Here is a 12,773-nt window from a genome sequence, read left to right as displayed (position 1 = left end):
AGCATGAAAGAAACCAAACATATATCAAGATCAAGAGCGCAGGAATCATCTGCGGCTATTGAAAAAATGTACATTACAATGCGCCATTTATTCAACCGTGGTTTTTATAAACCAATGGGAGTTTCTGGCGACAGCTTACGCGAATCATTATTGGCTTTACGTCCAGAAATCTATGGAAATATTGCAGAGGAAAAAGTAGAACTTAACGGGCTTTTGTATGTTATAGAGCGTCTACCAATAGGAATTGAGCAATGCCGATTCATCAATTTAACTTCAGATGAAGGATATTCAAAATCGCATTTCCAGCCAATTGTTCCTCCAAAAAGAAGAAGAAATTGTTACCGAATCGACGAAGAACAAATGAATGTTGAAATCACTCGTGGACGCTCGGATATTTACGATATTTTGACGCATTTGACTTTCATTTTCATAGAATCACATAAAATCAAAAACCGTGTTTTAATTGATGACGGAGGTGAAGTTTCACGCGATTGGCTAAAATTGGAACAAGCCGTAACGCAAACCAAAAAATTAACGCAGATTGAAAAAGAAAAAGCAATTTCGCACGTTGCTAATATTTTAGCCAGAACTTTTGAAGAAGTTTTGGATATTTACGATGCTTTTGGTTCAGAAAATGCTCCAGATCGTTTCTTGCATGTGATTTATTGGTTAGGAAAACTAGCAATTGAAGAAATTGTTGAGAATAATAAACGAACAATTACGTTCAGTCCCGTTTTGCGCGAGCGTTTAGGACATCACATTCATGGAGAAATCTGGGCGACAAACATCAAGGAAGTTTTAAAAGCAAATGATCTTTTAAAACGCCCAATTCACGTGATTAGCGCTAATATGCATAGCGTTATGAACTCGATTTTTGCAACGCCTTTATTGACACCAAAATACAAAGGCAAAACCGATTTCTTTATTTATGAAGAATTAAGTAGTTCGGGTTCAAAAGAAATAAGAGGACAAGTTGAAGAATTGGCTTTGAAAAACGGAATGATTTCGTTGCCAGATTGTTCAGGAACAAATATCGACGTTCAGATTTTTGATACAGCCAAAATTGATTGGTCAAAAACGGCATTTTCAAATGCAAATGTTGGGGAAGAAAAACCTGTTATTATCGTAATGGATTATGCCTTTGGCGAGCAGGCTTATGAAACAATCGATGAACTTTTAAAACCATTTAAAAAAGAAACGTTGCTGAATGTAAAATCGGTTTCGATTATGGGGAAAGCGGGAATTCTGGAAGGTGGAAAAGGCGATATCATGATTCCGACGGCGCATATCAACGAAGGAACTGCGGATAATTATTTCTTTGAAAATGAATTAACAGGTGACATGTTTAGAGGAAATGATATTGATGTTTATGAAGGTGCAATGGTAACTGTTTTAGGAACATCTTTGCAAAACAGAGATTTGTTGAAATTTTTCCACGAATCGACCTGGGGCGTAATTGGTCTGGAAATGGAAGGATCTTATTACCAAAAAGCGATTCAGTCGGCATCAAAAATTAGAAAAAGCGTACCACATGATATTAAGGTTCGTTATGCCTACTATGCATCTGATAATCCACTTGAAACGGGGAGTACACTGGCTTCAGGCGGATTAGGAACAACGGGTGTAAAACCAACTTATTTGATTACCATTAAAATTTTGGAACAAATTTTCAACGTAAAATAAAACCAATAAATGAGCACAAAAGTACCTCAAAATTCAGATCAGGAAATAGATATTTTTCAGCTTTCAAAAAGCATTGGCGGTTTTTTTGATCGAGTGAATAGATCAATTTTTAGAGTCATTCAGTTTTTTATCCGAAACTGGATTACTGTTCTAATTTTGTTTGTACTTGGTGTCGTTTTCGGATTTTATTTAGATTCAAATAAAAAAACATTTCAAAATCAAGTAGTTGTAACACCAAATTTTGAAAGCGTTGATTATTTATATGCCAAAATCGATTTGATTCAAGCAAAGATTATTTCTGGTGATGTGGAATTTCTAAGTAATACTGTTGGAATTCCGCATCCGGAAAGCATTCGAAAAATTGAAATCAAACCCGTTGCCGATGTTTATAAATTTATAGAAGACAAGGAACAAAACTTGGAATTAATCAAATTAATGGCTGAGGTAGGCGAGATCAAAAAGGTTTTAGAAGATAATGTAACTAGCAAAAACTATACCTATCATACCATTTCTTTTGTCTCCTCTGAACCGGCTACCGAAAAAGAAGTTGTCGAACCACTTTTAAACTATCTAAACAATTCAGCATATTACAATTCGATTCAAAAAATTGGATATAAAAATTTGGAGCGCGAAATTGCGCAAAACGATACTATAATTTCGCAGATCGATCAAGTCTTAAGTAGTCTTTCGAGTGGCGCAAAAAGCGATAAATTGGTTTATAATAATGAAAATTTACAGTTAAACGACATTATAAAAACCAAACAAAAACTGGTTACTGAACAAGGAAAAAACAGATTCAGGTTAATCACTTTTGATAAAACGATTAAAGAAATCAACTCAACGCTGAACATTAATGAAAATAAAACGGTGAACGGAAATCTGAAAATTATTTTGCCGTTTGTCCTTATTTTTCTTTTTGTTTTAGTGAGTCTGTTTTTCAAATTTTACCGCAAACAGCTTGCTCTTTCAAAGGCAAATCAACTCTAATAAAATTGAAAGCCAATTCACTTTTTGAAAGATTTTCACAAAATTCGTTTTTAAAACAAAGCTTCGGTACTTTGTTTTTAAGGATTTTTGGAGTTCTTTTATTGTTTGGTTTTACCGTTTTCCTTACCAAATCCTACAGTCCAAAATTGGTTGGGCAATATGATTTTGCACGTTCCTTTCTTATCGCTGTCGGAAGTATTTGCTTGTTGGGTTTCGACCAATCGATCTTATATTTTAAAGGACGATTAGCGAGTTTAGATGCGCTCGAAGAACTCAAGAAAATCTATTTCAAAATGGTTGCAATGCTTTTTGCAACCTCAATTGTTGCTGTGCTCGTTATTTTAATAATTGACGAAAAAATAATCAACAATTATTTTGGCGATTCTGAAGTTTATTCCATTTTTTTGAAAGGCTCTACGACACTGTTTTTTTACGGATTATCGACTTTGAACACTGAGGTTATCAGAGCTTTGGACAAACTTTATATTGCAGAATTATTTCGAAACATCATCAAATATATTCCATTGATTATTGGTTCTGTTGCATTGTTTTATTGGCACAAAGAAACTTATTTGGTTGATGTATTTTTGCTCGGATTTGTTTTTTTGGCAGTAATCAGTGCGATATTCGTTTTTTATTATTTCAATAAAAGTGGCTCGGAAGAAAAAATGGCCATTTTTTCACACAAAGAAATCTTCGTAAAATCATATCCAATTGCTATAAGCGGAATGGCTATTTTTTTATTGATGTGCTTTGATATCATGTTTTTGAAAAAGTACAGAAATGATGAAACAGTCGCTTTTTATTCGGTTGGAGTGAAATTAATGACTATTATTTCGGTTGTGATTTTGACGATAAACATTACAGTTTCGGCTAAAATTTCGGAATATTTTGCAAGTGAAAATAGAGCCGAATTAATCAAAATCGTAAAAAACTGTTCCAGATTAATCTTCGGAATAACATTTCCGGTGATTCTCTTAATCAGCATTTTTTCAGAATATATTTTGTCCTTTTTCGGATCTCAATATATCGTAGCGAAAGAGGCATTTTTGATTTTAGTTATTGGTCAAGGAATTTGCTCGGCATTTGGTTCTGCGCCCATTTATTTGAATATGACGGGAAGACAACATACTTTTCAAATAATTTTAATTATTGCAGTAATTTTAAATTTTGTTTTAAACCGATTTTTAATTCCCGACTACGGAATGACCGGAGGTGCAATTGCATTTGTTTCGAGTTCATTTTTTTGGAATTTTGCCGTGGCGGTTTTCATCTACAAAAAAGATAAAATAAAGGTGTTTTTGAATTAATTTAATCTATTTTGAGCATTGAAAATATTACAAATTATAAATAGTTTTAATTCGGGAGGCGCTGAAAAATTGCTTTTAGAGACAATTCCACTGTATATGCAAGAGGGAGTTCAAGTTGATCTTTTATTGCTTGACGGAACAGATTCTCCATTTTTAAAAGAATTAAAAGTGAAGAATTGCTGTACTATTTATTCTTTAGGCTCAAAATCTGTTTATAATCCTATTCATATTTTTAAGATTATTCCGTTTTTAAAAAAATACGATATTGTTCATTCACATTTATTTCCCTCCCAGTATTGGGTTGTTTTAGCTAAAATTATTTCTTTTTCTAAAGTAAAAATTTTAGTTACAGAACATAATACTAAAAGTCCAAGAATTGAAAAATACTTTTTTAGTAAAATAGATAAATTTTTTTATCAATTTTACGATAAAGTGATTTGTATTTCAGAAGAAGTCTTCAGTATTATTTCACAGCACACAAAACTCACAGAAGACAAATATTCAATTATAGAAAACGGAGTTGATCTAAATGAAATTTATAATGCTAAACCGTATGTGAAAAGCGAAATTTCGAGCTTAATTGCTGAAAATGATATTTTGTTAATTCATGTGGCAAGATTTACAAAACAAAAAGATCAACAAACAGTAATTAGAGCAATGAAATATTTGCCATCAAATGTAAAATTGATTTTTGTTGGTCAAGGAATTTTAGAAAACAGTTGTAAAAGCCTTGTAGAAGACCTTGATTTAAACAATAAAGTTATTTTTTTAGGTTCAAGAATGGATGTCGAAAAACTTTTAGTTACAGCAGATATATCAATTTTGAGTACGAATTGGGAAGGTTTAAGCTTGACGGCAATAGAAAGCATGGCATCGGGAAAACCATTTGTCGCATCTGAAGTTTCTGGAATTACAAATCTTGTAAAAGACTCCGGAATTTTATTTGAAAAAGGAAATGAAAAAGATTTAGCATTAAAAATTCAAAAGTTGCTGGACGACCAGGATTTGTATGCAAAAACGGTAGAGGCGTGCAAAAGAAAAGTAAAACAATACGATATTAAATTTATGATTGATAAACATATAAATTTATACAAAACGATAATTTGATCATGTCAATTTTAATCAAAAAAAATAGTGCAGCATTTTTACTCATTGCATTGGCCAATCTGGTTATTGCATTTGCGGGTTATTTTGTTTTGCCACCAAGATTTTTTTATGATTCCGCTATAATTATATATGATAAACTAAATGAGATTGGGTATTTTGGAAGTTATCCTTTAACGATCTTATTTTATAAAATTACAGGTTTGCGATATCTTCCGTTTCCAGTAATCGCATTAGTGCAATTTCCTATTTTGATGTATGTTCTTTACAAAATAGGAATTCCAGATAATTTCGAAAAAATAAACATAAAGAACATTTTGATCTATTTGGCTATTTTAATGATTGCTATTTTTATTTCAATGCCGTCAAAAGAGTTTATTACTTATTTATATGTTGCGCCAATTGTTTTTATGTGTAAAAACAAGCAGTTTACATTAAAAAAAACAGCAACCCTCTCAATATTGCTCTTAATTGTTTTTGGAGCCATTTACAGGCCTTATTTTGCCTTAATTCCTGTTGTGGCGGGCGGAATGTATCTAATAAGTTTTGTCAATTTTAAAAACAAAACTGTGACTACCCTATTTTACGGATTGATAATTGCATTTTTACTTTCATTGAGTTATGGTATTTTGAAAGGAGAATATTTTTCTGAAATGAGCCGTGAGTTTGTAAATAAAAGCCGAATAGGATCAGCAGATGCTAATTCGATAATTATTTCACCAGTAAAACCAGATACATGGTATGGAGAAATAGTCGCTATATTTTATGGATTTTTTACAGTTAATATTCCCGTAAATGGTTTAAAACATATCTTATCGCCTCAAATTATAGTATTTATTATTTGGCAACTTTTATTGTTTTATATTCTACTCGTTCGTTTTTCTAAATGTTTAAAAGAGAGAAAAAAATATCAATATGAGCTTTTTATCTTGCTTATTATTTTTTCGTTTTTTATTCTTCAAGGCGTTTTTGAACCTGATTTAGGATCTGCGATTAAACATAAAATTGGGATTTTTCCATTAATTTATTTTGCACTTTATTATGACCGTTTCCGAAAAGAACTTCAATAAAATATTTCACCTTTTCTTGTGTATGATTGCGGTCGCAATGATTTTCAGAAAGCCGTGTTCATTACTCATTATATTATTTGCAGCGTTTAATTTGATGTTTTTCAAGAAATTGAAATATTCTAAAAAACAGCTCATTTTAATGGTTTGTATTGCTTCTCCAGTTTTGTTGGAATTATTGCTTTTTTGGAATAATGATTCCTTTTCTCAAGGATTGAAAGCGATTGAAAAAAGTACCTCATTGCTGATCTTTCCACTGTTTATAATTGGAAATTATCAGCGTATTGATTTTTTAGAAATAATTCGAACTTACGTTATTGCAACAACGGCAATTATGTTTTTTTATCTGATTCGTTTTGTTGTTTATTTCCCAAATTTAATAGACAAATATTTAAATCAAATTGATTTGTGGGAAATGGGTTATCAATTTGCAGACAGTATTGGCATTCATGCACCGGCGTTGAATATGCATTTGGCCTTTGTATCAGTTTGTGCGTTGTATTTTGTTTTTGATAATTTTAAAAAACAGCAAAAAACGGGATTTAAAATTGTAAGTATTGTTGTTTTTCTATCGTCTTTTTTCTTTGTGTTGTTGGTAAATACTAGAATGGCTTTAGTAAATGTTTTAATCGGATTTTTGATTGTTTTCTTTTATGAAATTAGATCTAAATTTAATCCGAAGAAAATTCTTTTGGCAGGTTTTGGAATTGTCATTTTATTGGGCGGAATTCTGTTTTTATTTGTTGATAAGAATCCCTATATGAAAGAAAAATATTCATCAGTAACTTTTGCCTATATGGATAAAGTTGGAAAATTGGACGAAATCGATCATCCCGAATACAGAGTTTATAATTCGTTGGTAACGAGAGTTTCAATTTGGAAATCGGCTTGGGAATTGTCTTTAAAAAATCTTCCTTTTGGTGTCGGAGCTTCTGATGGAAAACCAGAATTATTCAAATATTACAAATATACAAATCAGCAATTTTTGGCTAAATACGAATTCCCGACGCACAATCAGTTTTTGGATTTTTTATTGAAATTCGGAATCCTCGGCCCACTTGTCGTTACACTTTACATTTTTACGATTGGATATGTGGGTTACGATTTGAAAAATGCAATGATACTTTCATTTTTCCTGATTTTTTTCACCTCAAATTTAACCGATGATTTTTTGCTTCGTTTTGATGGAATAGCTTTCAGCGGACTTTGGTCGTCAATTTTTTCAAGTTATTGGTTGCAACAAAAAACTATTCTTGATAAAGTTTCAGAAGCTGTTTAAAATTTTGATTTTTATCGAATAATTCTCGGCATCTTGCCAAAGCATTTTCACCAAATTTTGATCTAGTTTTCTCGTCTTTTAAAATTTCGAAGAAACCGTCTAATTCGGCAATATCAGAGAAAAGAAATCCTGTTTTTTCATGTAGCACAGCATCTTTATTTCCAATGATATTCGTTGCAATAACTGGTTTTTGTAGTGCCATGGCTTCTAAAACGGCAATTGGCAAGCCTTCCCAAAGCGAAATTTGCATATAAACATCAATATTGTTGAGTTCTTTTAAAACGGTTTTTCGGTCTAAAATCCAGCCTGTAATTCTAATATTTGGAGCGGTAATTAAATGTTTTAATTCGCCATCACCAATCCATACAAAATTAAAATCGGGAAATTTTAAAGCAATTTGGTTGAACATTTCAGGATTTCTCGCAGCCGTAATTCTGGCCATGATGCCAATAGTCAGCTTTTCATTTTGATGAGGTGCATAATGTTCTTGAACACTTACAATATCAATTCCGTTTCGAACTAATTTGGCTGGGCCTAATTTTTGTGCAATCTTTTGTTCTGTATCACCACAAGCGACAATTGTGCCACCAAAAAAGCGTTGAAAACCCTTTTCAATTGTCCAATAAAATGTTCGGAAAGTATTAGAAATATCGGTTCTTAAAAATGAATATCCGTGTGGTGTATAAAAGAGTTTCTTTTTTTTGAATAAGAAAAAATAAGCCACACGTCCCAAAACTCCAGCTTTTGAAGAATGGAGATGAATAATATCAGGATTGATTTTTTTAAGTTCTCTGGCTAAGTTGTAAGCCGATTTCAAATCTTGGAATGGAGAAAGCTCCCGAACCATATTAACTTGGATCAGTTTAACGCCATCTGAAAACTCAGATTTGATTTTTTGAGCATCTATTTCTTTTCGATTACCACTATAAATTATAATGGTTTCTACGTTTTTGTTTATTTCATCATTTCCAAAGAAAGTCGATAAATCTCTAAAATAGGTATAAACGCCGCCACCGAGCGCCTCAATTACATGTACAACTTTCAAAATCGTGGTTTTATTTGTGGGTAAAAATAGAGAAATGAGTTTAATATTATTTGAAAACAGTAAACTTCTTTTTAAAGATATAGTTTTATGTGTCATTTGAAAGGAAAGATATTTTAGTACATTTGTGCGTCTATCTTGGATTTCATTGCCCAATGAAATTCGAAAATGTTCAATTAAAATCAATTATGAAAAGAATACTTATTACTGGAGCCGCGGGATTTTTAGGATCGCATTTATGTGATCGATTCATTAAAGAAGGCTATTTTGTTATTGGAATGGATAACCTGATTACGGGAGATTTAAAAAATATTGAGCATTTATTTAAGTTAGAAAACTTCGAATTTTATCATCATGACATTACTAAATTTGTACATGTTCCTGGCGATTTAGATTATATATTGCATTTTGCTTCGCCTGCAAGCCCAATAGATTATTTAAAAATCCCGATTCAAACTTTAAAAGTTGGATCGCTTGGAACTCATAATTTATTAGGATTAGCAAGAGTTAAAAAAGCCAGAATTTTGATTGCTTCAACTTCTGAAGTTTATGGAGATCCGCTAGTTCATCCTCAGACTGAAGAATACTATGGAAATGTAAATACAATTGGACCACGTGGCGTTTATGACGAAGCAAAACGTTTTCAGGAATCAATTACCATGGCATATCATACTTTTCATGGCGTAGAAACTAGAATCGTGCGTATTTTTAATACTTACGGACCAAGAATGCGACTAAACGACGGTCGTGTAATTCCAGCTTTTATTGGACAAGCGCTTCGTGGCGAAGATTTAACAATTTTTGGCGACGGTATGCAAACGCGTTCGTTCTGTTATGTAGACGACCAAGTTGAGGGTATTTTTAGATTATTGCATTCTGATTATGTATATCCAGTAAACATTGGAAATCCAGATGAAATCACTATTAAAGATTTTGCAGAGGAAATTATAAAATTGACGGGAACAAATCAGAAAGTGGTTTATCATCCGTTGCCAATAAACGATCCTTTACAGCGCCAGCCAGATACTACGAAAGCGAAAGAATTGTTAGGCTGGGAGGCGAAAGTAAGCCGAGCAGAGGGAATGAAAATTACGTATGAGTATTTTAAATCATTATCTCCTGAAGAACTGGCTAAAGAAGAACACAAAGACTTTTCTAGTTATATAAAATAAAAATTTACACAGCTCGAATTTTAAATTGAATTCGGGCTGTTTTTAATTAAAATTCCAAAAACACTCCATTTCAATGAACGAATTAGTTTCTATTATTGTTCCAACATATAATACTGAAAAGTTCATTAGACAAACAATTGAATCAGTTCAAAGTCAAAGTTATACCAATTGGGAAATGATTTTGGTTGATGATGCGTCAACCGATCAAACGGTTGCTATTATTGGGGAGTTTGCCCAAAATGATAACCGAATCAAATTATTCAAATTAGAAAAAAATTCAGGAAATGGTTTTGCTCGAAATATTGCTTTAGAAAAAGCTTCGGGAAAATACATTGCTTATTTGGATGCCGATGATTTATGGTTTCCCGAGAAATTGGAGAAACAAATTCGGTTTTTAAAAACAAATAATCTTCCTTTTACGTTTAGTTTTTACGATTGTATTGATGACGAAGGAAACAATTTAAACAGAAGAGTTGAAACTCCGGTTCCACTGACATATAATCAGCTGTTTTTCTGTAATTATGTCGGGAATTTAACTGCAATTTACGATGTAGAATTTTTCGAAAAAATCAAATTAGAATCTACACAAAAAAGACAAGATTGGCGATTATGGCTTACCGTTTTAAAACAAATAAAAACGGCAGAAGCTATTCCAGAATCGTTAGCATTTTACAGAATTAGGAAAGATTCTATTTCGTCATCAAAATTCAAATTGATCAAACACAATTTTGGAGTTTACAGGGAATTTCACGGATATAATTTCGTTTTTTCTGTTTTATTGATGATGAGGTTTTTGTTTACTCAGTTGATAATCAAACCAAAATATATTAAGAAAATTTAAAATTCAACTTGAGGTCGCAAATTGTGACATCAAGTTTCAAGGTCACAATTTGTGACCTTGAAGAATTTCATTTAGAATTGGAGGTCGCAATCTGCGACCTCCAATTTTTTTGATAGTAAGTTTCGGTTTCTAAGGTCGCAAATTGCGACCTTAAAGAATTTTACTTAGAATTGGAGATCACAATTTGTGACTTCCAATTTTTTCAAACCGTAATATAAATGACAAACTTGAGGTCACAAATTGTGATATCAAGTTTCTAAGGTCACAATTTGTGACCTTAAAGAATTATTTTTTATAACCAATCTTCACTCGTTCAGACTCATTTTCTTTCTTTTCAGTTAATTCGTCCAAATAAGAAAAGACCAATTCAATATTTTTGTCATGATTTTCTAATTTCTTCTGGATCTGAAGTATATCAACTTTAATTTCGGTTGTATCTAAAAGTATTTGTCTCACTTTCGTGAAAATGCGCATAATTTGAATATTAGTTTGAATTGCTTTGTCGCTTTTTAGGATACTTGAAAGCATCATAACTCCATGTTCAGTAAAAGCCATTGGTGCATATCGTAAACCAATCTTATCTGAATTGGAGGTCACAAATTGTGACCTCCAATTTTCAAACTCTGATTTATTAAGTTCAAACATGAAATCTTCAGGAAATCTTGAAATATTCCTTTTGACAGATTGTTTTAGAACTTTAGTTTCAACTTGATAAAGCAAAGCCAAATCACGATCAAGCATCACTTTTTGACCACGGATGAAATATATTTTATTAGAAATTGTTTCTTCAGAAAGCAAGGATTGATCTTCCATAAGTTTTTAATTAGAAAAACAAATGTAAGATTTTATTTATATTTATAAATAGGATTTAAATTGTTTTAGTTTCCCGCGATTAGTTCTTTCTAAAAGGGCTTTTCGAGTAAAAGTGAAGTGTAAATTAGGTTCTAAATACAAATCGATGGCTTCTTTTATTTTTTGAATCTGTTCTGAAATCAATTCTTTTTCAGCAACATATTCAATTTCAAAAGCATCGATTTTGGTTTGTTTGATGATAAATTCTTTTACGTTTCCATCGTCTTCAATGATGCTTTTGGTTACATAATAAAACGTCAAACCAGGCGATTTTTTCCCACTTGGAAGAATCGCAACGTCGTTGGTTCTTCCAATTAATTTTTTTAGAATTGGTTTTTGCGGAGTGCTTTTCTCATCCAAAATTCCAATGTCGCCAATTTCATATCGAATGAAAGGATTTGCTTTGTTGAATAACGAAGTAATCACAATTTTTCCTTCTGTTCCATGTGGAACAGGATTATTGTTTTCATCTAAAATTTCTACAAAAAGAGTTTCTGCATTTACCTGCCATTCGCCTTGTGGATTTTCAAAAGCAATTAAATCTAATTCAGAAGCGCCGTATTCACTGACAATCGGAATTCCGAATTGTTTTTCTAAGATTTTTTTATCCGTTTCAAAAAGCATTTCTGAAGTAACAAAACAAGCTTTTAAAGTTGGACAAATTTCTTTTAAAATGATATTTTTCTGCTCCAAAAATTTAGCAAACAAAACAATAGAACTCGTATAACCGTTGATATAATCGAACTTTTTAGTTTTGAATTTTTTCAGAAATCTTTCTAAAACTTCATCTGATAAATCAAAAACAGGAAAACGAAAACGGTGCGTTAAAAAGTCTTTGAAACGTTCTTTTTGATATCCAATCAAATCCATCGGAATGCCATAAAAACGTGCCTGATACGAATGATTAAAATCGATCCCAAACCATCCAAAACGCATAATATTTGATGCCCAAGTCAAGGCATGGGAATATTTATCTTTAGCAAAAACAAAAGGAGTTCCGCTTGATCCGGAAGTTTTGTTGAGGTAAATGTTTTTTTTAGAATATCCTTTTGAAAGCCTTTCTTCGAGTGGTTTTTGAAGATTTTGTTTGTTTAAAATTGGAAGATTTCCCCAGTTTTTGGCAGTCGCATTTCCGACTAAATCCTTGTAAAAAGCATTGTTTTTAAGATGAAAATCAACAATTTCTGCTTTTTTGTTTTCAAGAAACAAAGCATATTCTTCTTCAGAAAAATGAACAATTTTGTATAATTCGGCTTTGGCTTTCTTTATCGGAAAACCATTTAATTGAAGTGAAATATCAAAAAGGCGAATCATTTTTCAGCATAATTTTCGTCAAAAATAGCATTTAGGAATTACTAACAAGTTAGAACCAACAATTTTTTGAAGATTTAATTATTTTTTACGTGCAAAAGCAAGTATTTTTGCACCACAACTAA

At 31.8% G+C, this 12,773-nt stretch carries 11 protein-coding genes; 8 read left to right on the top strand and 3 right to left on the bottom strand.

Going from position 1 to position 12,773, the window contains the following annotated elements:
- Positions 1-3: 3 nt before the first annotated feature.
- The 6 genes from H600_RS0102505 to H600_RS0102480 all read left to right on the top strand — a co-directional run bounded on the left by H600_RS0102505 (position 4) and on the right by H600_RS0102480 (position 7,430).
- Positions 4-1,683 carry a DUF6909 family protein gene (locus H600_RS0102505; RefSeq protein WP_026727307.1) on the top strand — a complete coding sequence of 560 codons (1,680 nt, stop codon included), beginning with the start codon at positions 4-6 and terminating at the stop codon, positions 1,681-1,683.
- A 9-nt stretch (positions 1,684-1,692) separates the two neighbouring features.
- Positions 1,693-2,670, top strand: a complete 978-nt coding sequence (locus tag H600_RS0102500; protein WP_026727306.1) for a hypothetical protein — start codon at positions 1,693-1,695, stop codon at positions 2,668-2,670.
- 5 nt (positions 2,671-2,675) lie between these two features.
- Positions 2,676-3,980: an MATE family efflux transporter gene (locus tag H600_RS0102495; RefSeq protein ID WP_035108264.1), complete on the top strand. Its 1,305-nt coding sequence runs from the start codon at positions 2,676-2,678 to the stop codon at positions 3,978-3,980.
- A gap of 18 nt (positions 3,981-3,998) precedes the next feature.
- Positions 3,999-5,087, top strand: coding sequence for a glycosyltransferase family 4 protein (locus tag H600_RS0102490; RefSeq protein WP_026727304.1), 1,089 nt, complete (start codon positions 3,999-4,001; stop codon positions 5,085-5,087).
- Between the two features lie 2 nt (positions 5,088-5,089).
- The gene (locus H600_RS0102485; protein ID WP_026727303.1) at positions 5,090-6,154 is read left to right on the top strand and encodes a hypothetical protein; all 1,065 of its coding nucleotides are present in this window, start codon (positions 5,090-5,092) and stop codon (positions 6,152-6,154) included.
- Positions 6,155-6,263: 109 nt separating this feature from the next.
- Entirely contained in the window at positions 6,264-7,430 is a 1,167-nt protein-coding gene (locus H600_RS0102480; RefSeq protein WP_245176532.1) for an O-antigen ligase family protein, read from the top strand.
- On the opposite strand, the gene H600_RS0102475 is transcribed toward H600_RS0102480, so the two are convergent.
- Complete coding sequence (locus H600_RS0102475; RefSeq protein ID WP_026727301.1) at positions 7,399-8,475, bottom strand: glycosyltransferase; 1,077 nt, start codon at positions 8,473-8,475, stop codon at positions 7,399-7,401. The genes H600_RS0102480 and H600_RS0102475 overlap by 32 nt on opposite strands.
- A 185-nt stretch (positions 8,476-8,660) precedes the next feature.
- Here H600_RS0102475 and H600_RS0102470 point away from each other — a divergent pair, with 185 nt between their 5' ends.
- Both H600_RS0102470 and H600_RS0102465 read left to right on the top strand, forming a co-directional pair.
- The gene (locus H600_RS0102470; RefSeq protein WP_026727300.1) at positions 8,661-9,644 is read left to right on the top strand and encodes a UDP-glucuronic acid decarboxylase family protein; all 984 of its coding nucleotides are present in this window, start codon (positions 8,661-8,663) and stop codon (positions 9,642-9,644) included.
- A 73-nt stretch (positions 9,645-9,717) separates the two neighbouring features.
- Entirely contained in the window at positions 9,718-10,485 is a 768-nt protein-coding gene (locus H600_RS0102465; protein ID WP_026727299.1) for a glycosyltransferase family 2 protein, read from the top strand.
- A gap of 285 nt (positions 10,486-10,770) precedes the next feature.
- Here the strand turns inward: H600_RS0102465 and H600_RS0102460 are convergent, their stop codons facing one another.
- Both H600_RS0102460 and H600_RS0102455 read right to left on the bottom strand, forming a co-directional pair.
- Positions 10,771-11,298, bottom strand: a complete 528-nt coding sequence (locus H600_RS0102460) for an ORF6N domain-containing protein (RefSeq protein ID WP_026727298.1) — start codon at positions 11,296-11,298, stop codon at positions 10,771-10,773.
- Between the two features lie 42 nt (positions 11,299-11,340).
- Positions 11,341-12,651 (bottom strand): phenylacetate--CoA ligase family protein, encoded by a 1,311-nt coding sequence (locus H600_RS0102455; protein WP_026727297.1) that lies wholly within the window; start codon positions 12,649-12,651, stop codon positions 11,341-11,343.
- Between the last annotated feature and the right edge of the window lie 122 nt (positions 12,652-12,773).

This window comes from Flavobacterium denitrificans DSM 15936, assembly GCF_000425445.1.
GTDB lineage: Bacteria > Bacteroidota > Bacteroidia > Flavobacteriales > Flavobacteriaceae > Flavobacterium > Flavobacterium denitrificans.
Note: the sequence above shows the minus strand (reverse complement) of the source record. Positions and strands in the feature narration are given on the sequence as shown.